The organism is Epibacterium ulvae, from assembly GCF_018678075.1.
GTDB classification, from domain to species: domain Bacteria; phylum Pseudomonadota; class Alphaproteobacteria; order Rhodobacterales; family Rhodobacteraceae; genus Epibacterium; species Epibacterium ulvae_A.
Genome location: NZ_JAHHIR010000054.1, coordinates 1 through 22,779, shown reverse-complemented (window position 1 = coordinate 22,779; position 22,779 = coordinate 1). Strand labels below are relative to the sequence as shown.

Sequence of the window (22,779 nt, the reverse complement as noted above, 5' to 3'; positions counted from 1 at the left end):
TCACACCCACGCAGGCGTGGCACTCCCGCGCCCGCGTGTGCCTTGACTGCGTCAAGCCCCACTTATGCGGCCTTGGGCTGCGCGCCGGGCAAGCCCGGCGCATTGGCACTCCAACATAAGCCACGGCATTTCGCACGAAACGAAGGAAGAGGTGAGGTAAAATCGCGGATCCTAGATCAGCGGCACCAACGGCACTCCGTTACAAGCTGCCAACAGGCTTAGGCTAACGACCGTCATAACAATACGCATTTGTATTACTCCTAGTGTTCTTTAACCGCTTACATCGCGAAACGTCTGCCTCAATCTGCCTTCAGCGCACCGCAGGTGCGCTGCCATGCCCAACGGGAAGTGATGCGCATTTGCGCGTCTGCGACGGGCGGGAGCATCTGCCTTCACCGTGTCAATTGATCACGACACGCTGTTTGGCAATGTTTGCCCGTTGATAAAGGCCGCGACGTTGTCCAGCGCCATTTGCCCCATATCACTGCGCACATCCTCTGCCGCCGTGCCAAGATGCGGCAACAGGGTTACGTTTTCCCTACACGACAAGGCTTCGGGTACTTTTGGTTCAAACTCGTAGACGTCGAGTCCTGCACCTGCGATCTGTTTGGTCTCCAACGCATGGATCAACGCGGCCTCATCGACAACTTCGCCGCGCGCGATGTTGATCAGAAAGCCGCTGCTTTTCATGCTCTCAAACACATCCGCGTCGACCAGATGCTGGGTTTCAGAACCGCCGGGTACCGCCACTACCAAGAAGTCCACGGAAGCTGCCAAGGACTGAACGTCTGCGCAGCGCGTTGCTGGAAAGCTCAATTCTTTGTCGCTGCGTGCCACATAAGACACCACCATGCCAAAACCGAAATGACAGCGCCGTGCAATTGCTTGACCGATGCGGCCCATGCCCAGAATGCCGACGTGTCGTCCGCTCATATGGGTGCCCAAGAATTGCACCGGGTGCCAGCCCTCCCATGCTCCGGCCCTCACAGCACGCTCCCCCTCGCCAGCGCGACGCGCTGTCATCAGCATCAAGGTCAGCCCGATGTCCGCCGTAGCATCGGTAACCGCGCCGGGCGTGTTGGTGACCGCCACGCCAGCGGCTGTGGCTGCCGCGACATCGATATGGTTGAAGCCAACGCCAACATTCGCCAGCAGTTTGCAGCGCACTACGTGTCCAGCCTCGGCAAAGACCTCGGCCGTGAAATGATCGCCCAGCGATATCATGACCACGTCATAGTCACACAAGGCCGCGACCATTTCGCCCTTGGACATCGGCGCGGTCTCCATGCGGATAGCGGCGTCGAATTCTTCCTTTGCGCGCGCCTCCACATCCGCAGTCATGCGGCGTGCGATCAGAACCTTGGTCAATGCAATCTCCCGCCCAGGGGGACATCCACTTCGACGTCACCGTCCGGGCCGATCAGCACAATCTCACCGTTTTCATCCGGCAGGCCCAGCACCAGCACCTCGGACATGAACTTGCCGATTTGACGGGGGGGAAAGTTCACCACGGCAAGCACCTGCTTGCCCACCAGACTGTCAGGATCGTAATGCGCCGTGACTTGGGCTGAGGTCTTTTTCTCGCCAATCTCATCGCCGAAATCGATCCACATCTTGATCGCCGGTTTGAGCGCCTCGGGGTAGGCCTCTGCGCGCACCACGCAACCGGTGCGCACATCCACTTTCATAAAGTCATCAAAGGAAACATCAGCCACGGGAAAGCTCCTTGGACCGTTCAGTTGCAGCTGCAACCGCGCGTTTCAACAACGGTGGGAAGCCGTCTACTTCGTTCATCAAGACCTCCAGAGCGGCCTGCGTCGTCCCATTAGGACTGGTCACATTCTCACGCAACTGGCCTGGGCTTGCTTCAACCGCCTCAGCCAGCGCGCCACCGCCTGCGACGGTTGCTTTTGCCAATTGCAGGGCCAAGGCCTCGGGAAGCCCCTGCGCCACGCCGCCGGCCGCAAGCGTTTCTATAAGATGGAACACATAGGCTGGGCCTGATCCTGATACGGCGGTCACCGCGTCCATCTGGTCTTCTGCATCGAGACGCACAACCTGACCTACAGCGGTCAGCAAAATCTCTGCCTGAACAACGTCATCCGCGCTGCAATGCGCATTGCCAACCACGGCTGTGATCCCTTTTGCGATGGCAGCCGGTGTGTTTGGCATGGCCCGCACGATGGGAGTTTGTTCGCCCAAAACATCAGCCAGGGTCGCCAGGGAAGTGCCCGCAGCGACGGAAATAAACAATGTCCCGCCACCGCCATACATTTTCAGCACGGGCAGCGTTTCTTCCATCATCTGTGGTTTTACGGCGATCAACACAATCGAGGGTTTCTTAGGCAACGCCGCATTCACGTGGACGCCGGTGCCTTTAACCCAGTCAGAAGGGAGTGGGTCAGCGACCCAGACCGCATTTTCCGGCAGCCCGCTGTCCAACCACCCGGCAAGCATGGCGGATCCCATCTTGCCGCAACCCAACAGCACTAGCCCGCGGGCCGCGAATTCTGTCATATCCATGGTTACCCCTCTCCATCAGTCGTTTGGTTTGGGACAAATCATTACGCCCGGCCGTAGGCCTCTGCAATGGCGACTTGCATCGCGTCCTCGGGCTTTCGCTCGCCCCAGACATTCAGCTGGATCGCAGGATAGTAGCGCTCGCAATTGGCCACAGCCATATTCATCAGACTGTCGATCTGTTGGGGGGTCACCGTCTGGCCGCCGCTCAGCAGCAAGCCATAGCGATACAGCATCAGTTTGTGGTCCGGCCAATAGGTAAATGCACCGGTCCAGCACTGATCGTTCATCTTGTTGATCAGTTCATAAAGCCCCGACAATTTGTCCTGGGGCGGGTCCATCTCAAAACTGCAGACCATACGCAGGGTTTCTTCGTAATCCGACCAGGCCAGTGTCAATGAATAGGTCCGCCATTGGCCTTCAACGGCCATAGCGATCTGATCATCGGCAATCCGGTCGAAATCCCACTCATGATGTGACGCCAGGTGTTCGACAATATCAATTGGATGGGAATCTTCGAAGAGTTGTTGCTCGGAAAGGGACATGGGTCCACCTCTTTCGCTTCTAACAATCGGGCGTGGCAGCACCCCAACGGTTAGTTTTCTGCTCAATAGAAAGGGGCAGAATGCCGCCTCCCTACAAAATATGGTGAAGATGCAGAAAGGATCTGGCAACCCTTTATTTGGGGATAACGACAATAAGTTGTGGATGATCTGTGGAAGCGCGCAAAATATCGCCCCACGCCCTATGGAGCGAAAATCCACCGCAAACAGAGCGGTGGGCTGCGAAACGCCAGCATCAATGACCCGTAAGAGCAAGTCGGGGTGAGCCCGCGCCCACCCCCGAAGCCAGATGTATCCTCAGCGGTTGTCCAATTGCGCGCGCACAGAGCGTCGCCCACGTTCAGAGATCCGATAAGGGTTCGAGTTTTTGGATTCGATCAGCCGTTTCCGTCTGAGCTTGCCAAAGACCTCCAAGGTACAATTGGTCAAAACCATACCGTCACGGGTAAAGCAGGTGACCTCGACCACACGGCCATTGGATGAGCGTAGATATCGGATCTGGCCGCCTTGGGCCAACGCGTGCAACACGCGCTGTTCGTTTTTTGAGATGTTCATTGTAAGTGCCTGTGTCAAACCACAACGCCACAGCGCCCGGACACAAGAGCGCCCAGCGGTGACAGGTGAGACCTTGCAAAGAAAGCAAGGGATCAGTGGTGAGCGGCAAGCCCGAACATCAACAATTCCCGAATTGGGTTGGTTTCTCCCCCCTTTAAACCCGCACGTCGCAGGATGAGAAGGCCAAACATTTCGGTGGATCAACACATGTCACAACATGTGTCGGCGGGATCACAATGGGGAAACGGACCCCACAGTCAGCCACAAAAAAGCGCGCGCCCAAAAAGGACGCGCCACACATCGCACGCGATGCAATGTCAGATCGACGGAAGGAGCCTTAGCCGTTCAGCTTTTCTTCGATCGCCGTCAAACGTGTTTTCAACGCTTCATTTTCTTCGCGCGCCTTCTGGGCCATGGCCCGTACCGCATCGAATTCTTCGCGTGTAACAAAGTCGCGGTCGGCCAACCAGCGGTCCACCAGGCTTTTGGCGGCGGTCTCTGCCTCGTCGCGCGCACCCTGCGCCACGCCCATGGCGTTGGTCATCAGCTGCGAAATATCGTCCAGGATCTTATTGCGAGTCTGCATATGTCTTCTCCGTGTGAAGCTTACCCCCTATATGGGCAAGCAAATCGCCAACGGCAAGCCGTTGACTTTGGACCTGTTGCAAAGGCATTCACCCAATATGCACGCTTTGATCCCATTTCCCGAAATTTCGCCCGAGATCTTCTCCATCTCTATCGGCGGCGCGTCATTCGCCCTGCGTTGGTATGCCCTGGCCTATATCGCCGGTATCCTGATTGCCTGGAGGCTGGCTGTTATGGCCGTGACACGCCCAGCGCTGTGGCCAGGTCAGACTGCGCCGATGCAGCCGAAACAGGTGGAGGATCTGATCACCTGGATCATCCTTGGCGTGGTTCTGGGCGGACGGTTGGGGTTCGTGCTGTTTTATCAACCGGCCTATTATTTGGCGAACCCGATGGAGATCTTGCTGATTTGGCAGGGCGGCATGGCGTTTCATGGTGGATTGCTGGGTGTTGTTGTCGCCTCTTGGGTCTATGCGACACTGAACAATATTCCCAAAATACAGATGGCGGATCTGGTGGCCCATACCGTGGCTCCGGGTCTGATGCTGGGGCGGCTTGCGAATTTCATCAATGCCGAGCTTTGGGGGCGGGCGACCACCCTGCCCTGGGGCGTCGCTTTTCCGGGACGCGCCGCGCAAAACTGCGGCCAAGCGGTGGGCGACATCTGCGCGCGCCATCCCAGCCAGCTGTATGAGGCCGCCTTGGAAGGTCTCGTCCTTGGTGCACTCATTCTGTTCCTTGTCTACCGGCGCCATGCGTTCCTGCGCCCCGGGCTGGTGGTTGGCGTGTTTCTCGCGGGATATGGCTGCGCAAGGTTTCTGGTGGAATTCTTCCGCCAGCCCGATTTCCAATTCGTCTCCCTTGGCAACCCATTGGGGCTGGCGTGGCATATTAACGGGTATGGCCTCACTCAAGGACAGGCGCTGTCTTTGCCGATGATCGCGCTTGGCGTCTATTTTGTGCTGCGCGCCCGTAGTGTTCACAGCAAAGAGGCGCGCGCATGAGCCTGTTGGACCACCTGAAATCCCGGATCATCACCGACGGCCCTTTGTCCATCGCCGATTACATGGCGGACTGTTTGCTGCATCCGGAATTTGGCTACTACACCACCCGCGATCCCCTGGGCGCACAGGGGGATTTCATCACAGCGCCCGAGATTTCCCAGATGTTTGGCGAATTGATCGGCCTGTCACTGGCGCAGGCTTGGATGGACCAGGACTCCCCTGCCCCCTTTTCACTGGCCGAGCTTGGCCCCGGTCGCGGCACCTTGATGGGGGATGTCCTGCGCGCCACCCGCGGTGTTCCGGGGTTTCACGCCGCCCTTCAACTCCACCTGATCGAGGCCTCCCCTACCCTGCGTGCCGCGCAGAAAGACGCCCTGGCCGATTACCCGGTGACATGGAGCGATCACGTCGCAGACCTGCCGCAGCAACCACTATTTTTGGTGGCCAATGAATTCTTTGACGCGCTGCCTGTGCGCCAGTTTATCCGCCAGGACATGGGCTGGGCTGAGAAACGCGTCGGCCTCACGGACGGGGCCCTGTCTTTTGGTCTGGCCGAGCCCACGCCGCAACCCGCATTGGATCACCGGCTGGACGACACCAAAGTCGGCGACCTGGTCGAGATTTGCACCACGGCGCATCCCATTATGACGGAAGTCTGCACCCGGATTGCGACCCATGGCGGTGCGGCGCTAGTGATTGACTATGGCGATTGGCGCTCCCTTGGGGATACTTTGCAAGCGCTGCGGGCCCATGCGCCGACAGACCCATTGCAAGACCCCGGCGCGGCGGATCTCACCACCCATGTGGATTTTGAGGCGCTGACGGTTGCGGCGGCGGCTGCCAACTGCGCCTTTTCCCGGATCACGCCACAGGGGATCTTTCTCGAACGGCTCGGCATCACAAACCGCGCGCAAAGTTTGGCCGCCGCCCTCAGCGGTGACGCACTGGAAAACTTGATTGCCGCACATCGACGGTTGACGCACCCGCAGGAAATGGGAAATCTGTTCAAGGTCATGGGACTGTTCCCCAAGGCGCTGACACCCCCACCCGGATTGGACGTATGACGCTGGAAATTCTGACCTCGGACTTGCTGTCGCCTGTGACCCATGGCTTCTTCACCCGCAAAGGCGGTGCGTCATCTGGTATTTTCGACGGGTTGAACTGTGGCCTGGGCTCCAGCGATCAGCGCGAGGCTGTGACCCTCAACCGCGCACGCGTGGCCGAGGCGATGGGCGCGTCTGAGGACGCCTTGATCGGCATTCATCAAGTGCATTCGCCAACCGTTACCACAATTGTCGAACCCCAATCAGGCGAGGACCGCCCCCGCGCCGATGGGATGGTGACCAATGTCCCGGGGCTTGTACTGGGCATTCTGACAGCGGATTGCCAGCCGGTTCTTTTCTCGGAACCCGACGCCGGTGTGGTTGGAGCGGCCCATGCGGGCTGGCGCGGCACCTTGGATGGCGTTTTGGAAGCCACCATTGACGCGATGGTGGACATCGGTGCCCGCCGCGACAAGATCCGCGCCGTCATCGGTCCCAGCATTTCACAAGCCGCTTATGAAGTGGGTCCCGAGTTTTTTGACAGCTTCATGTCTCAAAGCCCCGGCAACAGCCATTTCTTCCAAGCCGGAAAAGGCGATCGGTATATGTTCGACCTTCCCGGACTGGGGCTGTCAAAATTGAACGCAGCCGGAATTGCCTCCGCCGCATGGACAGGCCACTGCACTTATCAAGACGCGGCGCGGTTTTATTCCTATCGCCGCACGACCCACGCGAGCGAAGTCGATTACGGTAGATTAATTTCCTGCATTCGCCTTTGACGATCACATTACATTGCGACGCTACGCGCATGCCGCAACGTAAAACTTAATGAAATTTGGCGACATTTTCGCGAACAGAACGTTAACGGACCTGTTTCAGCCTCATTTGACGTAGAAATTGCGCCCTTAAAGTTAGCGCAAATACTATTTTATTGCAGAAAATCAAAAGAGTAAAACAAAGGTGGCAAAATGGCCGTAAGATTTACGCCACCTCGCTATTTCCTCTGCCACGCCACAATGCAGGCACAAACCCCGCCCATAAGGTAAACAACAATAACCCTTTAATACCCTGTTTGTGTGATGAGTTGACTAAGGAGAAGACATGAAAAGCCGTTTTTTGAAATCCGTGATAGCCATTGCCCGCGCGCACAAAGCCCCTCTTGTAATTGCACGCGGTTCAACACGCGGTACTTCAGCTCCACGAAACCAAGACCTTGCTCCGCAACGCAAAAGTGCATGATGCGAATTGTTAAGTGCCGATTTCAATGAAATCGACCTCTGCGCGAAAGAGATGCTTTCCCGTGCAGACGCCACAGCACCAGACGACCTCCCCGTCTGAGCCGGCAAAATTCGGATGATGACCATTCGTTAGGAGATTTCGCCTAACGTCGATTGCAAATCGGAGCCAAGCAGGACATCGCAGTCCATGTTGCAGAACCGACCCTCACGGTTGTGTAACTTGTACAGGTCCCATGCTTCCCGCTGGCCTTCTGCCATGGCTGGGATGGGGACGTGTACAACACTGGCTGCTTTTGCGTGGTGCAAACAAAAAGGGTCGTTTTAGATGACCATTCCTTACTCGCTGCAACGCGCAGCGGCAAACTTAGTTGAATCCCAGGCCCTGCTGCAGGACCCGGCATCAATGCGTGGCGCGACGAAACCGCAGCTGCGGCGTTATGACGTGATGAGCCTTCTGCCCAACGGCAACATCGCCGAGACCCGCCATACGGCGCCCGCGATGCCGCTGTTCGAACAGGCGTTCACCGCCTTTTGTCGCGGATCTTTGCTGGATACGACCCATGGGCCGATCGCTGTCGAAGACCTCCTGCCTGGGGATGAGGTCATGAACATCGACGGAGAACCGCAGCCGCTGATTTGGAAAGGGTGTACGACAATTCTGCCGACGCGCCCCAATGCGCGCGGCGAACGTCAGCAATTGATCAGCTTTATGCCCGACAGCCTCGGGCTTGCAAAACCCGCCGCCTGCGTTGTCGCAGGTCCGGCCGCCCGTCTCATGCGCACCCCTGCTCACCTGCGCGGAGACGAAACCACCGAGGGGCTGCTAACCCCGGTGGGCGAATTCCTGGATGGGATGAACATCGTTGAAACGGCGCCTCCGACGCCTGTCGAAATGTACCATCTTTGCCTGCCTCAGCATTGCGTCATTCGGGTCGGCGGTCTTCCGTTTGAGACTTATCACCCCGGACCAGACGCGCTGAAACTGGTCAGCCATGCGATTAGAACGCTCTATCTGAACCTGTTCACCCATATTGAGACGGCTGCGGATTTTGGCCCCTTGTGTCATCCCCGTATGGAAATGCCGGATGCCAAGAGCAACATGCCGCCGTCGATGGTCTGATAGCAGCAATCTCAAGTTGGTCGGCTGCCAAACATCACAGGTCATTGAACAAACAAAACCGGGGTCAACAAGCCCCGGTTTTTTGGTGCTGCCACCTGCAGCGATTGGAAGACGCGCACCAAGTGATGCTCCTCCAGTCTTTATGCCTCGCGCGCCAAACGCTCTTCCAGCGTTTCAAATGGGACGCCCGGTTCATCTTTCGCACCGCGAATGACCAAAGACGTTTTGACGCTGGCGACATTTGGCGTGGTGAGCAATTGCCCGGTCAGAAAGCTTTGAAAGGTCGACAGGTCCGGCGACACGCATTTCAGGATAAAATCCACCTCACCGTTCAGCATGTGACACTCACGCACCAACGGCCAGTTGCGGCACTGCTGTTCAAACGCGCTCAATTCATGCTCGGCCTGGCTTTCCAGCCCGACCATTGCAAAAACCTGCACTTCGAATCCCAGTTCGCGCGCGTTCACGTCGGCATGGTAGCCGCGGATCAACCCGGCCTCTTCCAACGCGCGCACACGACGCAGACAAGGTGGCGCAGAAATGCCAACACGCTTTGCCAATTCCACATTGGTCATGCGCCCATCGGCCTGCAACTCCGACAAAATCATACGATCAATCGGATCCAGTCGCGTAGTGACCATTATCATGCTCCCGTAAAATCAGGTTTGTTATAGCAACCCAGCTTATTTGCGCAATATTGTTTCACAGCCGCGCAGCATTATTCTTCTTTCGTCAAAGCAAGAACAAAAATACCGGCAATCTGTCAATGATAGGATGTTGGTCTTTGCGCATTCTAAGGGGTTTAAGCAACCGCATGCGGCAGCTATATGCAACGCAACTGGACGGCAAGCCCGTTTTGCTACTTGAGGAATTCATATGTCTGAGACGCGCCACACCAAGGTTTTGATCATCGGCTCCGGTCCTGCGGGCTATACCGCGGGGGTATATGCCGCCCGTGCGATGCTGGAACCGGTACTGGTTCAGGGCATGGAGCCAGGCGGCCAGTTGACCACAACAACCGAAGTGGAAAACTACCCTGGCTTTACCGAGGTCCAGGGCCCCGACCTGATGGTCAAAATGCAGGAACATGCGGCTGCGATGGGCTGTGACATTGTGGGTGACCTGATCACCAACCTCGACACAACCGTGCGCCCCTTTGTGGCCACCGGCGACAGCGGCACAACCTACACCGCGGAAGCAGTCATCCTGGCGACTGGCGCGCGCGCCAAATGGCTGGGTCTTGAGACCGAAGAGAAATTCAAAGGCTTCGGCGTCTCTGCCTGTGCGACCTGTGATGGTTTCTTCTATCGCGGCCAAGAAATTGTCGTGATCGGCGGCGGCAACACCGCTGTCGAAGAAGCGCTGTTCCTGACCAACTTCGCCTCCAAGGTTACGCTGATCCACCGCCGCGACGAGCTGCGCGCCGAAAAAATCCTGCAAGACCGCCTGATGAAAAACGAAAAGATCGAAACCCTGTGGTTCCACGAACTGGATGAGGTCTACGGCACCGACACGCCACTGGGCGTCGAAGGCGTAAAGGTCAAGAACGTCAAGACCGGCGAAATCAACGACGTGCCGTGCAAAGGTGTCTTTGTTGCCATCGGTCACGCCCCGGCGACCGAGCTGGTCAAAGACGTGTTGGAGCTGCACAACGGCGGTTACGTCTCGGTCAAACCCGGCACAACCGAGACCTCGGTGCCCGGCATTTTTGCGGCTGGCGACCTGACGGATCACAAATACCGCCAGGCCGTGACCTCGGCCGGTATGGGTTGCATGGCCGCGCTGGACGCCGAACGTTTCCTGGCTGAGCAGGAAGACTGACCCAAATTGCCAAAGGCGGCGGGTATTGTCATCGCCGCCTTTGGTTCAATGTGAGTTAAAAACCGCATCGTTCATCTTATGGCAGTATTCTTGCCAAAATTTTCGCTCATTCATGTTCCACCCAGAACTGAGTTTTTTAACGCACTGGATAGAACCATGAATTTACATAGAACCCTGACCGTTTCTGCGTCAGTTGCCATTGTTTCCTTACTTTCCGCCTGTGTCACACCAAACAGCTCCACGCAGGTCTGGCAAAGTGCCGCGACTTCGGACCCACGCCACCAGCAACTGTTGAACATGCCGGTTGTCGCGTTTTATCAAACCTCGTCTCTTGCCAGCAATATTCACAATCAATGCCCAGGATTGTCCAAAAACGTGAGCCTGGACCTGGAGCTGAATGAGCGTCGCAATGCCTTGGGACGTGGATCGTTCTCTGCCATCGGACGACGCCAAGAGATCCTGCAGGCATCAAGAGCCCATCGTGAAGCTTACCTCGAGCGCAATGGTGATCTGTGCAGCGCGGCCCAGCGGGAATTGTCTGCGGGATCCTCAGCGTTGAGCTACCTTTTGATCCCATCATAAAATACTAACCACATCGGTGGCGCGTTTGTGTGCCACCGAAACGGGCAGCCATACACCCATAGCCCTTTTGTAAGTTTCAAACCATCGCAGCCTCGGAACGCAAAGTGACTTGACCCCCGCCGCCCAGCGCCACAGTTATAGAACAAACGCGAGCGGAGGGGCATTTGGCAAAACAGCTGTGGCACGGTGACCAGGTTACCAAGTGGCGGATCATCACCGGGTTGATCCTTTTATTCTATTCCTTCCTGCATTTCGTAAATCTGGGCTTGGGGCTGATATCCTTTGAATGGATGGATGCAATGCAGGATGCGCGCACTGTTGTGACGCGCAGCCTGCCTGGGTCCATTGCCCTGGGTCTGGCGCTTCTGGGGCACGCGGGCCTGGCCTTTTATGGGCTGGTGCAACGCCGCACGTTACGCATGCCGACCCATCAGTGGCTTCAGGTTATCCTTGGGCTTGTTATTCCACTGCAATTGCTGGGCCATATTGTCTTCACCCGCTTCGCGCATGAGATCTTTGGCGTGGATGACGAATACGGCTATATGATCTTGCTGATCTGGGGCAGCCAGTCCGCTTGGTATCAATCTGCGCTGTTGCTGGTTGTCTGGGTGCACGGCTGCATTGGTCTGCATCACTGGCTGCGCCTCGCGAACTGGTGGCGGGCGATCATTCCCTATGCGATCGGGGTCGCTGTTTTTGTGCCGTTCTTCGCGCTGACTGGTTTTTTGGTCGAAGGACGCCGTCTGGCCGATCTTGCCTATGAGGACGGGTTTGCCGCAGAAATGCGCGCCGATTTCAATTGGCCCGATGGAGAGGCGCGTGGTTTTCTGGTGCAGTTGATGGACGGCAGCGTGCAGTCCTACTGGATCCTGTTGGGCGCGCTTGCAGCACTCTATGTTCTACGTCGCCTGATGCGTCGCCGCCGCGCGGTAAAGATCAATTATGTCGGCGGCCCCATCGTGGACGGGGATCGCGGTATGACCCTGTTAGAGATGTCGCAAACCCACGGCGTGCCCCACACCGCGCTTTGTGGTGGCAAAGGGCGCTGCACCACCTGCCGTGTGGTCATCGAAGAAGGTGCTGAGACCTTGCCGCCCCCATCGCTGGCAGAGGCCCGGTCACTGCAGGCGGTCAAGGCATCACCCAATATGCGCCTGGCCTGCCAGATCCGGCCCGACCAACCTGTCACAGCCTACCGGGTTTTTCGCCCCAAAGGCGGGCGGCATCGTGCACATGCAAGCCAGGGCGAAGAACGTCAGATCGCAATTCTGTTTCTGGACATGCGTGGCTTTACCCAACGCACTGCTGGCCTGCTGCCTTATGACGTTGTCTTCCTGTTGAACCGTTTTTTTGATGCCATTGTGCCGCAAATCACCAAAGCCGGCGGGAATGTGGACAAATACATGGGGGACGGTCTGTTGGCGGTGTTTGAAACCCCAGATCCCCGCTCGTCTGCGCGGGCGGCCCTAACGGCGGCCTGTGGAATTTCTGAAGCCCTAAAAACCTTCAATGAGAGCCTGGAAGCGGCCGGTGACACAGCGGTCAGAATTGGCATGGGTCTTCATCTTGGTCAGGTGGTTGTTGGGGAAATCGGCAGCGGAGCCGCTGCACCACGTACAATCATCGGCGGGACCGTCAACGCCGCAAGCCGACTGGAAGCCATGTGCAAAGAGCTGCGTGTCGAGCTGTTAGTGTCCGAAAGCCTGCTGCGCGCGGCGAATGTTACACTGGCCGGCAAAGAACTGCGCACGTTCGAGCTGCGGGGAGTGTCGCTGCCGGTGCGGGCCTGGCCGTTAGAAAGCGCCTCATATTTACGCGGCGAACTACCGCAAATGGGGTAATTTCACGCAATCGTTACGCGACCGACCGAAAAACAGGCGGTAATATGCGATTTACAAACACATTCCACCCGAATTTCGCAAAAAACCCATAATCTCGTCCTAAAGCTCATCAAAAAGGCCGAACACGGGTCTAGATGAGCAAGCAGAAGCACATCTTGTCCTTTTTACATTGGTGTGGTGGACATCAACGTCCTGTTACCTGTATGCCCCCAATTGGAAAAGGCTCCTACCTTGACCAATTCTGCGAGAACGATGAGAGAATTCGCATGTCCACATTGAGTAACTTGGCTCCCATTCCGGAGCTATATGTATCGTATGAGTCCGCGCAAAAGCTAAAGGTTGAGGCCGCAAGCCTCAAAAGCCATGACCTTAGCCCGCGCCAGATTTGTGACCTTGAACTTTTGATGAATGGCGGGTTCAACCCGCTCAAAGGCTTCCTTGGCGAAGCTGACTATAATGGTGTTGTTGAGAACATGCGTCTGGCGGACGGCTCCTTGTGGCCCATGCCGATTACTCTGGACGTCTCAGAAGATTTCGCGCAATCGCTGGAAATTGGCGAAGATATTGCCCTGCGTGACCAGGAAGGTGTGATCCTTGCGACCATGACCGTCACAGACAGCTGGGAGCCGAACAAATCGGTCGAAGCTGAAAAAGTCTTTGGCGCAGATGACATTGCCCACCCGGCAGTGGACTACCTGCACAATCAGACTGGTAAAATCTACCTCGGTGGCCCTGTCACCGGTATCCAACAGCCGGTGCACTACGATTTCCGTGCCCGTCGTGATACGCCAAACGAGCTGCGCGCTTACTTCCGCAAGCTGGGCTGGCGCAAGATCGTTGCGTTCCAAACACGCAACCCGCTGCACCGTGCCCACCAGGAGCTGACGTTCCGCGCCGCGCGCGAGTCTGAGGCAAACCTGCTGATCCACCCGGTTGTTGGCATGACCAAGCCTGGCGACGTGGACCACTTCACCCGCGTCCGCTGCTACGAGGCGGTTCTGGACAAATATCCAGCAGCCACCACCTCCATGTCGCTGCTGCCGCTGGCGATGCGTATGGCTGGCCCTCGTGAAGCCGTTTGGCACGGTCTGATCCGTAAAAACCACGGGCTGACCCATTTCATCGTTGGCCGCGACCACGCGGGCCCCGGCAAAAACAGCCAGGGCGAAGATTTCTACGGCCCCTACGACGCCCAGGATCTCTTCAAAGAACACCAAGAAGAAATGGGCATCGAAATGGTGCCGTTCAAACATATGGTCTGGGTTGCGGAACGTGCCCAATATGAGGCCATCGACGAGATCGAAGACAAGGATGACATCACCATCCTGAACATCTCGGGCACCGAGCTGCGCCGCCGTCTGGCGGAAGGCCTGGAAATCCCGGAATGGTTCTCCTTCCCGGAAGTTGTGAAAGAGCTGCGTCGGACCAAACCGCCACGTGCGGACCAAGGTTTCACCGTCTTCTTCACTGGCTTCTCTGGTTCAGGCAAATCCACCATTGCAAACGCTTTGATGGTCAAGCTGATGGAGATGGGTGGCCGTCCGGTGACCCTGCTTGATGGTGACATCGTGCGTAAGAACCTGTCGAGCGAGCTGGGCTTCTCCAAAGAGCACCGCGACCTCAACATCCAGCGTATCGGCTATGTCGCATCCGAGATCACCAAAAACGGTGGTATCGCGATCTGTGCACCGATTGCACCTTATGCAACCACCCGCCGTCAGGTCCGTCAGGGCATCGAACAGTATGGTGCGTTTGTCGAAGTGCACGTTGCAACCTCGATCGAGGAATGCGAACGCCGCGACCGCAAGGGCCTCTACAAGCTGGCGCGTGAAGGCAAGATCAAAGAGTTCACCGGCATCTCGGACCCCTATGACGTTCCAGAAAGCCCCGAACTGCGTGTTGAGACTGAAGGCACAGATGTGGACAATTGCGCCCATCAGGTGATCCTGAAGCTCGAAAGCATGGGCCTGATCAAAGGCTAAGCTTCGGCTTCAGTGTCTAACAGATTGAACGCTCCACCCATTGGGTGGGGCGTTTTCTTTTGACCAACCGAACGCATTGCGCATGCTCCGGCAAAACACAAATGGCGGGCCATAGGCCCGCCATTTGCTTGGTGTTTCATGCTGTTTGGATCAGACGCTGATCACGACCTTACCCATCGCACCGCCGCCCATCAGACGTTCATAGGCCGCACCAACCTCGTCCAGAGCAAACTCATGACTGTCGAGCAAGGGTTTCAACGCGCCGCGATCTGCGATTTCGGCCAGTTTAGCCAAGATGGCACCATGTGTGGCACGGTGGGCATCGTGTAGCATCGGGATCAGCATAAAGACCACATGCAGTGATAGACCCTTCATATGGGCCAGGGTCAGATCCAGCTCCACCATTGCCACCGTTGTGGCCACATGACCGTTCAACGCGGCAGCCTCAAAAGACTTGGCCACATTGGCACCGCCGACGGAATCAAACACCACATCAAACCCCGCGCCGCCGGTGTGTTTGGCGACATAATCGGCGACCTGCTCCACACGGTAATCAATTGGCGTCGCGCCATAGCCGCGCAGGATTTCATGCTGCGGTGCGCCAGACGCGGTTGTGAAGACGTCCGCGCCCAGGTCTTGGGCCAGTTGCACCGCAACATGACCAACGCCGCCTGCCCCACCTTGGACCAGAACTTTTTGCCCCGCGGCCACATTCGCACGTTGCAAGCCTTCGAATGCGGTGATCCCAACCAACGGTAGCGCAGCGGCTTCGCGCATGGTCAAGGATTTTGGTTTCAGTGCAATCAAACGCGCATCCGCCAGCATGTATTCCGCCAGCGCGCCTTGCAGATCGGCAAGCCCGCCTGCACAGCCATAGACCTCATCCCCGACAGAGAAGCCGCTCACACCGGGGCCGACCTCTTCGATGATTCCGGCAAAATCCATCCCCAGAACCGCAGGCAGATCGGGCGACAAGGGCAGGTCCTTGCCCATGGTTTTGATCATCGTATCGACCGTGTTCACACTGGTCGCGACCACCCGCAACACCACATGACCCGGTGTGACAATAGGGCGATCCAGATCCACGGGTTGAAATGCTGCCTCTGGCCCGTATTGCGTAAGTGTCATTGCTTTCATGTCTTTATCTCCTTTGACAATATCCCTCACCACTCGGACCGAATGGGTCCAAGCGCAGCCACAGGCTGGAGAGGGTTGGTTTTCTGTTTGGGGTTGGCCGGCCTTACATCAGCGTGGCTATGGTGCGTTTCATGACATCCATCACCTCGGCCACATGGTCGGGGTTTTGGGCTGCAACATGGGGTGGTGCAAACTGGCCTGCGTCATTGTCGAAATACTGTCCCGACGCATCGGCAAAACTCGGACCCAAAGCGGCGCGTGCCAGGATATCCGCTCCGATAGCCAGATCATTGCCGGCAACACCAAAGCCATCCTTGACCATCTTGGACGCCAGCAATGAGCCCGGATTGACCGAGACAACAACGGGTCCGTTGGGATGTTCTTTGGCCAACTCTTGCGTCCAGATCATCAGCGCCAGTTTGCTTTGGGCGTAAGCTGGAAAACTGCCGAGCGTCCCCGTTCCAGCCAGCGCATCCAGATCCACTGGCGCCTGCGCGGCAGAGGAGACATTCACAACGCGACCCTCTTGGGGCAGGATCGGCATCAAACGCTGTGTCAGCACAAAGGGGGCAAATGTGTTGACCATGAACCGGATGTCATGCCCGTCAGGCATGCGGGGTTCGGGCGTCTCGTAAATACCTGCATTGTTGATCACCACATCCAACCCGGCAGCGCGCGCCGCCACGCCGTCTGCCAGATCAACCACATCGGCCATCCGCGACATATCCGCCAAGAACGGCTCGCTATCACCGCCGACCTCGGCCACTGCGGCCTCCAGTTTCGCGGGGCTACGCCCGTGCAGCAGGATGTGATGCCCCTGCGCCGCAAGCGTCTTGGCCGTCAGCAGGCCGATCCCATCGGTGGATCCGGTTATCAAAATCGTCTTGGTCATGACACTCTCCTGAATGGGCGTCTTGAGGCCCCTGCAAATGGTCGCCTGCTCGTCTGCAAGTAATCTATTCATTGAATTTCGAATAAAAATGCCCAATTTAGCGATGGATAATTCGTATTTTGGATATAATATATGGACACTGACAGCCTTCGCCTGTTTGTTTTGGCCGCAGACAAGTTAAACATCAGCGCCGCCGGTCGGCAATTGGGCATGGCGCCAGCGGTGGCCAGCGCGCGGCTTGCGAAGTTGGAACATAAGCTCGGCGCGGATCTGCTGCATCGGTCCACGCGCAAGGTTTCCCTATCCCAAGAAGGCGCGGAATTTCTGCCCTTTGCCCGCGAAATGCTGGCGCAGGAAGACTCTGGACGCGCAGCCCTTGGACTTGGACAACCGCAGGCTACGGGCACGTTGCGCTTTACCGCGCCCAGCACCTTTGCCCAGCTCTACATCGCCCCCATCCTGCCCGAGTTCCTGCGGGACCACCCCAACGTCACCCTGGATTTGCGACTGTCCGATACGGCCTATGATTTGATCGAGGGCAGCTTTGATCTGGCACTGCGCAATATGCCGCTGGAGGATACCAGTCTCAAAGGGCGTAAGCTGGCAGATGATGAACGGATCCTCTGTGCGTCCCCTGATTATCTGGCACAGCATGGCTCACCCAGTACAGCCGGCGACCTGATGGATCACACGCTCATTGCGTTCAAATCCTTAGCACGCAGGCCGCTGTTTGGAACGGACGGGCACATCGCGCCATTTGACCCACGTGCTGCGGCGTGCAATCTGATCTTTGACGACGGTCTCAGCCAGAAACTGGCCACCGTAGCCGGGGCCGGCATTTCGGTGAACTCGCGCTGGAGCGTGCATCAGGACCTGAGTGAGGGCCGCCTGATCCACGTTCTGCCGGACTACCGCGCCTCCCAGGATACGGCCCTGTGGCTGGTCTACCCCAAGGCCAATGTCCTGTCGGCCAAAGTGCGGGTGTTCATGGATTTCCTGCTGGAGAAGGTCGGAAAATCCTCGATTTGGGCCGCTCGATAGAGGCACGCGCCCGTTAGGGACGCTGCAAAGCCGCCTTTGCCGCATCGCGCCAACCGTACAGGGCCTAACCAACGGTCGAGGCCATGAGCCCTATGACCTGCACCGCATAGTAAGAGCCTCCCCTCAGACCGAGGTTCGGCACACACAACACAGGTGACAAAAATTGCGGTTGTCAAAACGCCGCCTGTTCGCCCCCCAAACCCTGATTCATCTGTCGCTGATCACCCTGGCCAAGAAGACTGGGTTTTCGTTGGAAGAGATCACCGCGATGATGGGGCGAGATAGTCAATGAGCACTTGGCAAATAAGCGACACCGGACATCAGGACAAATCCCTGGCCCGCCACTTTGACGCCTGTTATGGCGTCGGATGATCCTACACGCGTGACCCGTGCCTGTCCAGGGCGGCCCAAACCGTGGCCTTGTTCTGCGATAAAACTGTCCTTGAGCATCAATCCGTGGTGCCAGAGATAGGCCGCCATTGCACCAGTCGCGGACCCCGTAAATGGGTCCTCTGGTGGGCTAGGTGGCGCCATCAGCAGCCGTGACAACGTGTCACCTGCCTCTGTCGCGCCTTCCAGATTGACAAGGAAAGGTTCCATCATATCAATGCCCTCTACGCCAATGGATTGGCCCAAACGTTCCAGCGCGTCAAGGTTCAGCTGAGCGGCTTCCAGGCTGGCGCGATCCTTTAGCACGGTTATGCAGAACGGCAGCCCGGTGGAGACTTTTTGCGGCGGGCCAACAATAGCCTCAACCGGGAGCGAGACTGCGGCGGCGACCAGATTTGGGTCGGCCATGGTGCCAAAGACAGGCGCGATCTGCGTCATTTCGATCTCATCCCCGTCGAGGTATATCGCCACGATCCCGGCCTGTGTTTCCAGCGTCAGATGGCTGCCCGGAACCAGGCCACGACTGCGCAGAGCCGCAACCGTGGCAATCGTGGGATGTCCGGCAAACGGGATTTCGCGGCTGGCCAGGAAGTAACGCACATTGAAATCGGCAAGCTCAGAGGGGCCGGTAAATGTACACTCCACAAGGGAAGTCTCACGCACAAAGGCGCAGGCAACGGCCTCGGGCAGATCTGCGCCGCCATGCACAACGGCGCAGCCATTGCCGCCAAAGGGACGGTCGGTAAAGGCATCGACCCAGTCAAAATCAAAAGCAGTGGTAGACATGCGGCAGTTCCCGTTCTGGCATTTGTTGCCCAGAGCCTAGGCACCCCAAAAAGGCGGGTCAAAACCCGCCTTTGTATGCTTACATTTTTACGTTCCAACCTGAATGCCACGCCCCGAAAGTGGGACGGCGCAGGTAGTTCAGCGCCTGTTAGTGCACAGGCACCGGCGAGCAATCATTTTGACGCGCCAGCACAAAAGCCATGCGGCGGTCGGCAACCAACGCCAGCTGTTCGCCGCTGTCATCATGCACCGCATAAAGCTGGCTGCGCCCTTCGGCACTGTCTTGCACCTCTTGCGGCAGGGCTGCGACATCTACGGCTTTGACATAGACCACGCGCTGCACGCCGGTGACGTTTTCGAATTCTGCCTGCATCTGATGTTACCCCTTTTTTATGTTGATCGTTTGAACCACAGTTTCCGGGCGGGACCGGGTCAGGTCCACATGCAACAGGCCGTTTTCCATAACGGCCTCGCCCACTTCTACGCCATCTGCCAGTACGAACATGCGCTGGAACTGACGCGCGGCAATGCCCCTGTGCAGGAACACGCGGCCTTCGCTGTCATCGCTTTGGCGTCCGCGGATCACCAGTTGGCGATCCTCGATGGTGATGGCCAGATCTTCTTCGGCAAAACCAGCAACGGCCAGTGTGATCCGATAAGAGAAATCCGAAGTCTGTTCGATATTATACGGGGGGTAGCCTTCGTTGCCGGATTTGGCAGAGCGTTCCAGAAGGCGTTCCAATTGCTCAAACCCCAACATATGCGGGTAAGAGCCCAAGGTAAGTTTTGACACGTATCTCGTCCTTCAAATCAAAGCGACGTCTTTGCACCAGACCCCAAAGCGGCTGCCTGATACAGACCAATATGGGCAGTTTGTCGGATTTCACAAGGCCATCCCTCTCTAGGCCTAGCGAAAAACCGGTTAAAACCTTATGAATGGACAAGTAGCAATCACAGTATCCGAGTCACGAAATGAATGCGCAAAACGATCTTTCGATGAAAACCGACGAGGTTTTGAAAATCGAACTGGAGGTCTTTCGCAGGCAGCACCGCGATCTGGATGAAGCAATCACGGCTCTGGAAGACAAAGCGACCAGCGATCAGCTGACCATTCGCCGCCTGAAAAAGCAGAAGTTGCAACTGAAAGACGTGATCGCACAGATCGAGGACCGGCTTACGCCGGACATCATCGCCTGACAAAGAGCGGGTTTGGCGGCAGGTCATCGCTGTTGTTCAGCGCGCCTGCAGCTGGAAGCCCAAGGTCTAGAATGGACCGCTTTGGCGTTGCTAAAAAGATCTACCACTTAAAACACGGGCATGCTCCCGCCCCCATGCGCAGCCGGGGCAAATGCCCCGCCCACACAAGGTGTTGGGCCTAGCAGCGCTGCCGACCTGCGGTCGTTTGCGCTGCGGGCACTCACGATCCGTCGGTTCGCCATTAGCACACCGGCGCTGTCTGGCGCGACCGCACCCTGCAGCTTGCTGCAGGGTGCCATGCCCAAGGCCATAAGGTGCATGCCATGCATCGCGATGGGCGCGGGAGCCTTTGGCTTTTGGTATTGTAGCGCTGGTCGGCGTGAATACCGCTCGCAAGCCATTGCGCCACCGCCCAGCATCACTATAGTGCGCGCGCATTCATGACCGTCACTCGCCGCTCTGTCGCCCGGTGACCTGCCACCCAAAAGGAGCCTTTCGCGTATGGCCGATGTAAAAGTAGGCATCATCATGGGCAGCCAGTCCGACTGGCCCACCATGAAGGAAGCCGCCACCATTCTGGACGAGTTGAATGTGCCCTATGAGGCCAAGATCGTCTCGGCGCACCGCACTCCGGACCGCCTGTGGGACTATGGCAAGTCGGCCGCCGATCGTGGCTTGCAGGTGATCATCGCCGGCGCTGGCGGTGCAGCCCACCTCCCCGGCATGGTAGCCTCCAAAACACGCGTTCCGGTCGTTGGTGTCCCTGTTCAAACCCGTGCCTTGTCTGGGGTCGACAGCCTGTATTCCATCGTACAAATGCCCAAGGGCTTCCCTGTTGCCACCATGGCCATTGGTGCCGCAGGTGCTGCAAACGCAGGCCTACTGGCCGCCGCGATCCTCGCCAATCAAGATGCAGACCTTGCCCAGCGCCTGGAAGACTGGCGCGCGGCCCTCTCTGCTTCCATTCCCGAGGAGCCCATCGATGACTAGCCCCCTGCCCGCAGGCTCAACCATCGGCATCCTCGGCGGCGGTCAATTGGGCCGGATGCTGTCGGTTGCCGCAGCGCGTCTTGGCTTCAAATCCCATATCTTTGACCCCAGTATGGCCCCGCCTGCCGGTCAGGTTGCCAATCAAATCACAACCGCCGCCTATGAAGACGAGGCCGCGCTCAAAGCTTTTGCTGCCAATGTCGATGTGATCACCTATGAGTTTGAGAACATCCCCACCGCCGCGCTCGACACGTTGGAGGCGATCCGACCAATTCGCCCCGGCCGCGAAGCACTGCGGGTCAGCCAGGACCGCCTGACGGAGAAGAACTTCTTGCAAAGGCTTGGCCTCAAAACGGCGCCCTTTGCGGATATCACCGATATGGCCAGTCTCGAGGCTGCGCTCGCCACCATCGGCGCGCCTGCGATCCTCAAGACACGGCGCTTTGGCTATGATGGCAAGGGACAGGCCAGCATCAAGACACCCGATGACGCCGCCAAGGCGCTGTCGGATATGTCCAGCGCGCCTGCGATCCTCGAAGGGTTTGTAGAGTTTAGCCACGAGGTTTCCGTCATTGCCGTGCGTGGCACCGACGGTCAGGTTGCCTGTTTCGACCCAGGCGAAAACGTGCACCGCGACGGTATCTTGCACACCACCACGGTGCCTGCCCGCCTGTCTGGCAGCCAACGTATGGACGCGGTGCTGCTCGCAGGTCAGATCCTCAACGCGCTGGATTATGTTGGCGTCATGGGGGTGGAGCTGTTTGTCACCTCAGACGGTCTGATCGTGAACGAGATCGCACCGCGCGTGCACAACTCAGGTCACTGGACCCAAAACGGCTGTACGGTGGATCAGTTTGAACAACACATCCGCGCAGTTGTGGGCTGGCCTTTGGGTGCCGGTGAACGTTATGCGGATGTTGTCATGGAAAACTTGATAGGTGACGATGTCACCCGCGTGGCAGAGCTCGCACTGGAAAAACACAGCTCCATCCACATGTACGGCAAAGCCGAAGCCAAACCGGGCCGCAAAATGGGCCACATCAACCGGATCGTCGGCGCGAAAGGCTGATGTATTTGGTTCATTAAACAAACGCAGCGCCAATCTAGGGCGCTGGTTTGCCCAACGTCAAATGATTCTGCTTTTACGTCGGCAACGCGGGACAAGGACGAAGCCGCTGGCGCGGCAATGGCGCTTGCTGCGGTTGTTGTGCGCTGACTTTGGCGGTGTGGATTTTGAGATCTAGCGAACCTGTCTGACGATTGAGCCTTCTCAATCAACGGACAGGAGAGTTTCCATGACACATGAGAAGACAACCCCGCTGCGTGAGCGGATGATCGAAGACATGCGCATCCATGAGATGGGCGATAAAGCGCAAAAGGCCCATATCCGGGCGATCAAGGATTTTGCCGGGTTGCTGAAGAGGTCACCGGACACGGCCACGCCTGACGATCTGCGTGCCTATCAGCTTCACATGACAGATTCCGGGGTCAC

26 protein-coding genes are annotated in these 22,779 nt (G+C 57.5%); 14 read left to right on the top strand and 12 right to left on the bottom strand.

The features are described from left to right. Window positions 1-408: 408 nt before the first annotated feature. The 6 genes from KMP13_RS13755 to KMP13_RS13730 form a co-directional block, all read right to left on the bottom strand. Window positions 409-1,341 (bottom strand): 2-hydroxyacid dehydrogenase, encoded by a 933-nt coding sequence (locus tag KMP13_RS13755; RefSeq protein WP_215266478.1) that lies wholly within the window; start codon window positions 1,339-1,341, stop codon window positions 409-411. Between the two features lie 23 nt (window positions 1,342-1,364). After that, on the bottom strand, window positions 1,365-1,715 hold the full coding sequence (locus KMP13_RS13750; protein WP_215266445.1) for a tRNA-binding protein: 351 nt from the start codon (window positions 1,713-1,715) through the stop codon (window positions 1,365-1,367). Next, on the bottom strand, window positions 1,708-2,523 hold the full coding sequence (gene proC / locus KMP13_RS13745; RefSeq protein ID WP_215266444.1) for a pyrroline-5-carboxylate reductase: 816 nt from the start codon (window positions 2,521-2,523) through the stop codon (window positions 1,708-1,710). The genes KMP13_RS13750 and proC overlap by 8 nt, the downstream gene beginning before the upstream one ends. A 41-nt stretch (window positions 2,524-2,564) precedes the next feature. Next, the gene (locus tag KMP13_RS13740) at window positions 2,565-3,065 is read right to left on the bottom strand and encodes a YbjN domain-containing protein (protein WP_215266443.1); all 501 of its coding nucleotides are present in this window, start codon (window positions 3,063-3,065) and stop codon (window positions 2,565-2,567) included. Window positions 3,066-3,380: 315 nt separating this feature from the next. Then, window positions 3,381-3,638, bottom strand: a complete 258-nt coding sequence (locus KMP13_RS13735; protein WP_215266442.1) for a YjhX family toxin — start codon at window positions 3,636-3,638, stop codon at window positions 3,381-3,383. A gap of 337 nt (window positions 3,639-3,975) precedes the next feature. Then, complete coding sequence (locus KMP13_RS13730; RefSeq protein ID WP_215266441.1) at window positions 3,976-4,224, bottom strand: accessory factor UbiK family protein; 249 nt, start codon at window positions 4,222-4,224, stop codon at window positions 3,976-3,978. 97 nt (window positions 4,225-4,321) lie between these two features. Here KMP13_RS13730 and lgt point away from each other — a divergent pair, with 97 nt between their 5' ends. The 4 genes from lgt to KMP13_RS13710 all read left to right on the top strand — a co-directional run bounded on the left by lgt (window position 4,322) and on the right by KMP13_RS13710 (window position 8,628). Then, window positions 4,322-5,227, top strand: a complete 906-nt coding sequence (lgt, locus tag KMP13_RS13725) for a prolipoprotein diacylglyceryl transferase (RefSeq protein ID WP_215266477.1) — start codon at window positions 4,322-4,324, stop codon at window positions 5,225-5,227. After that, window positions 5,224-6,291, top strand: coding sequence for a class I SAM-dependent methyltransferase (locus KMP13_RS13720; RefSeq protein WP_215266440.1), 1,068 nt, complete (start codon window positions 5,224-5,226; stop codon window positions 6,289-6,291). The genes lgt and KMP13_RS13720 overlap by 4 nt, the downstream gene beginning before the upstream one ends. Continuing rightward, window positions 6,288-7,049: a peptidoglycan editing factor PgeF gene (gene pgeF, locus KMP13_RS13715; RefSeq protein WP_215266438.1), complete on the top strand. Its 762-nt coding sequence runs from the start codon at window positions 6,288-6,290 to the stop codon at window positions 7,047-7,049. The genes KMP13_RS13720 and pgeF overlap by 4 nt, the downstream gene beginning before the upstream one ends. Window positions 7,050-7,833: 784 nt before the next feature. Next, complete coding sequence (locus KMP13_RS13710; protein WP_215266437.1) at window positions 7,834-8,628, top strand: Hint domain-containing protein; 795 nt, start codon at window positions 7,834-7,836, stop codon at window positions 8,626-8,628. 140 nt (window positions 8,629-8,768) lie between these two features. Here the strand turns inward: KMP13_RS13710 and KMP13_RS13705 are convergent, their stop codons facing one another. Next, window positions 8,769-9,269 carry an Lrp/AsnC family transcriptional regulator gene (locus KMP13_RS13705; RefSeq protein WP_215266435.1) on the bottom strand — a complete coding sequence of 167 codons (501 nt, stop codon included), beginning with the start codon at window positions 9,267-9,269 and terminating at the stop codon, window positions 8,769-8,771. 235 nt (window positions 9,270-9,504) lie between these two features. On the opposite strand from KMP13_RS13705, the gene trxB reads away from it, so the two are divergent. From trxB to KMP13_RS13685, 4 genes are all read left to right on the top strand, one after another. Then, a complete protein-coding gene (gene trxB, locus KMP13_RS13700) occupies window positions 9,505-10,449 on the top strand; it encodes a thioredoxin-disulfide reductase (RefSeq protein ID WP_215266433.1) in 945 nt (314 codons plus the stop codon). A gap of 156 nt (window positions 10,450-10,605) precedes the next feature. After that, on the top strand, window positions 10,606-11,031 hold the full coding sequence (locus KMP13_RS13695) for a hypothetical protein (protein ID WP_215266431.1): 426 nt from the start codon (window positions 10,606-10,608) through the stop codon (window positions 11,029-11,031). A gap of 164 nt (window positions 11,032-11,195) precedes the next feature. After that, a complete protein-coding gene (locus tag KMP13_RS13690; RefSeq protein WP_215266428.1) occupies window positions 11,196-12,872 on the top strand; it encodes an adenylate/guanylate cyclase domain-containing protein in 1,677 nt (558 codons plus the stop codon). Window positions 12,873-13,138: 266 nt separating this feature from the next. Beyond that, on the top strand, window positions 13,139-14,854 hold the full coding sequence (locus tag KMP13_RS13685) for a bifunctional sulfate adenylyltransferase/adenylylsulfate kinase (RefSeq protein WP_215266426.1): 1,716 nt from the start codon (window positions 13,139-13,141) through the stop codon (window positions 14,852-14,854). A 150-nt stretch (window positions 14,855-15,004) separates the two neighbouring features. On the opposite strand, the gene KMP13_RS13680 is transcribed toward KMP13_RS13685, so the two are convergent. Beyond that, complete coding sequence (locus KMP13_RS13680) at window positions 15,005-15,991, bottom strand: zinc-dependent alcohol dehydrogenase family protein (RefSeq protein WP_215266424.1); 987 nt, start codon at window positions 15,989-15,991, stop codon at window positions 15,005-15,007. 103 nt (window positions 15,992-16,094) lie between these two features. Next, entirely contained in the window at window positions 16,095-16,883 is a 789-nt protein-coding gene (locus KMP13_RS13675) for an SDR family NAD(P)-dependent oxidoreductase (protein WP_215266422.1), read from the bottom strand. 132 nt (window positions 16,884-17,015) lie between these two features. Here KMP13_RS13675 and KMP13_RS13670 point away from each other — a divergent pair, with 132 nt between their 5' ends. Both KMP13_RS13670 and KMP13_RS20830 read left to right on the top strand, forming a co-directional pair. After that, window positions 17,016-17,924: a LysR family transcriptional regulator gene (locus KMP13_RS13670; protein WP_215266420.1), complete on the top strand. Its 909-nt coding sequence runs from the start codon at window positions 17,016-17,018 to the stop codon at window positions 17,922-17,924. Between the two features lie 163 nt (window positions 17,925-18,087). After that, window positions 18,088-18,216: a hypothetical protein gene (locus tag KMP13_RS20830; RefSeq protein WP_285895546.1), complete on the top strand. Its 129-nt coding sequence runs from the start codon at window positions 18,088-18,090 to the stop codon at window positions 18,214-18,216. Here KMP13_RS20830 and KMP13_RS13665 read toward each other — a convergent pair. The 3 genes from KMP13_RS13665 to KMP13_RS13655 form a co-directional block, all read right to left on the bottom strand. Continuing rightward, window positions 18,210-19,100, bottom strand: coding sequence for a PhzF family phenazine biosynthesis protein (locus KMP13_RS13665; RefSeq protein ID WP_215266418.1), 891 nt, complete (start codon window positions 19,098-19,100; stop codon window positions 18,210-18,212). The two genes, KMP13_RS20830 and KMP13_RS13665, sit on opposite strands and share 7 nt — an antisense overlap. 148 nt (window positions 19,101-19,248) lie before the next feature. Beyond that, window positions 19,249-19,473: a DUF1150 family protein gene (locus KMP13_RS13660; protein ID WP_215266416.1), complete on the bottom strand. Its 225-nt coding sequence runs from the start codon at window positions 19,471-19,473 to the stop codon at window positions 19,249-19,251. A gap of 6 nt (window positions 19,474-19,479) precedes the next feature. Beyond that, window positions 19,480-19,893, bottom strand: coding sequence for an Hsp20 family protein (locus KMP13_RS13655; RefSeq protein WP_215266414.1), 414 nt, complete (start codon window positions 19,891-19,893; stop codon window positions 19,480-19,482). 179 nt (window positions 19,894-20,072) lie between these two features. Between KMP13_RS13655 and KMP13_RS13650 the strand changes: the two genes are divergently transcribed. From KMP13_RS13650 to KMP13_RS13635, 4 genes are all read left to right on the top strand, one after another. Continuing rightward, entirely contained in the window at window positions 20,073-20,297 is a 225-nt protein-coding gene (locus KMP13_RS13650) for a YdcH family protein (protein ID WP_215266412.1), read from the top strand. A gap of 501 nt (window positions 20,298-20,798) precedes the next feature. Beyond that, window positions 20,799-21,287 (top strand): 5-(carboxyamino)imidazole ribonucleotide mutase, encoded by a 489-nt coding sequence (purE, locus tag KMP13_RS13645; RefSeq protein WP_215266410.1) that lies wholly within the window; start codon window positions 20,799-20,801, stop codon window positions 21,285-21,287. Further along, window positions 21,280-22,356 carry a 5-(carboxyamino)imidazole ribonucleotide synthase gene (locus tag KMP13_RS13640; protein WP_215266408.1) on the top strand — a complete coding sequence of 359 codons (1,077 nt, stop codon included), beginning with the start codon at window positions 21,280-21,282 and terminating at the stop codon, window positions 22,354-22,356. Before purE ends, KMP13_RS13640 begins: the two co-directional genes overlap by 8 nt. Before the next feature lie 226 nt (window positions 22,357-22,582). After that, window positions 22,583-22,779: phage integrase N-terminal SAM-like domain-containing protein (locus KMP13_RS13635; RefSeq protein WP_215266405.1), on the top strand; the 197-nt coding region annotated here is incomplete at its 3' end.

Bases quoted from the DNA above. Each gene is read 5' to 3' on its own strand.
- KMP13_RS13755 (WP_215266478.1), bottom strand. From the start codon at position 1,341: ATGACTGCGGATGTGGAGGCGCGCGCAAAGGAAGAATTCGACGCCGCT.
- proC (WP_215266444.1), bottom strand. From the start codon at position 2,523: ATGGATATGACAGAATTCGCGGCCCGCGGGCTAGTGCTGTTGGGTTGC.
- KMP13_RS13740 (WP_215266443.1), bottom strand. From the start codon at position 3,065: ATGTCCCTTTCCGAGCAACAACTCTTCGAAGATTCCCATCCAATTGAT.
- KMP13_RS13735 (WP_215266442.1), bottom strand. From the start codon at position 3,638: ATGAACATCTCAAAAAACGAACAGCGCGTGTTGCACGCGTTGGCCCAA.
- KMP13_RS13730 (WP_215266441.1), bottom strand. From the start codon at position 4,224: ATGCAGACTCGCAATAAGATCCTGGACGATATTTCGCAGCTGATGACC.
- lgt (WP_215266477.1), top strand. From the start codon at position 4,322: ATGCACGCTTTGATCCCATTTCCCGAAATTTCGCCCGAGATCTTCTCC.
- KMP13_RS13720 (WP_215266440.1), top strand. From the start codon at position 5,224: ATGAGCCTGTTGGACCACCTGAAATCCCGGATCATCACCGACGGCCCT.
- pgeF (WP_215266438.1), top strand. From the start codon at position 6,288: ATGACGCTGGAAATTCTGACCTCGGACTTGCTGTCGCCTGTGACCCAT.
- KMP13_RS13710 (WP_215266437.1), top strand. From the start codon at position 7,834: ATGACCATTCCTTACTCGCTGCAACGCGCAGCGGCAAACTTAGTTGAA.
- KMP13_RS13705 (WP_215266435.1), bottom strand. From the start codon at position 9,269: ATGGTCACTACGCGACTGGATCCGATTGATCGTATGATTTTGTCGGAG.
- trxB (WP_215266433.1), top strand. From the start codon at position 9,505: ATGTCTGAGACGCGCCACACCAAGGTTTTGATCATCGGCTCCGGTCCT.
- KMP13_RS13695 (WP_215266431.1), top strand. From the start codon at position 10,606: ATGAATTTACATAGAACCCTGACCGTTTCTGCGTCAGTTGCCATTGTT.
- KMP13_RS13685 (WP_215266426.1), top strand. From the start codon at position 13,139: ATGTCCACATTGAGTAACTTGGCTCCCATTCCGGAGCTATATGTATCG.
- KMP13_RS13680 (WP_215266424.1), bottom strand. From the start codon at position 15,991: ATGAAAGCAATGACACTTACGCAATACGGGCCAGAGGCAGCATTTCAA.
- KMP13_RS13675 (WP_215266422.1), bottom strand. From the start codon at position 16,883: ATGACCAAGACGATTTTGATAACCGGATCCACCGATGGGATCGGCCTG.
- KMP13_RS13670 (WP_215266420.1), top strand. From the start codon at position 17,016: ATGGACACTGACAGCCTTCGCCTGTTTGTTTTGGCCGCAGACAAGTTA.
- KMP13_RS13665 (WP_215266418.1), bottom strand. From the start codon at position 19,100: ATGTCTACCACTGCTTTTGATTTTGACTGGGTCGATGCCTTTACCGAC.
- KMP13_RS13660 (WP_215266416.1), bottom strand. From the start codon at position 19,473: ATGCAGGCAGAATTCGAAAACGTCACCGGCGTGCAGCGCGTGGTCTAT.
- KMP13_RS13650 (WP_215266412.1), top strand. From the start codon at position 20,073: ATGAATGCGCAAAACGATCTTTCGATGAAAACCGACGAGGTTTTGAAA.
- purE (WP_215266410.1), top strand. From the start codon at position 20,799: ATGGCCGATGTAAAAGTAGGCATCATCATGGGCAGCCAGTCCGACTGG.
- KMP13_RS13640 (WP_215266408.1), top strand. From the start codon at position 21,280: ATGACTAGCCCCCTGCCCGCAGGCTCAACCATCGGCATCCTCGGCGGC.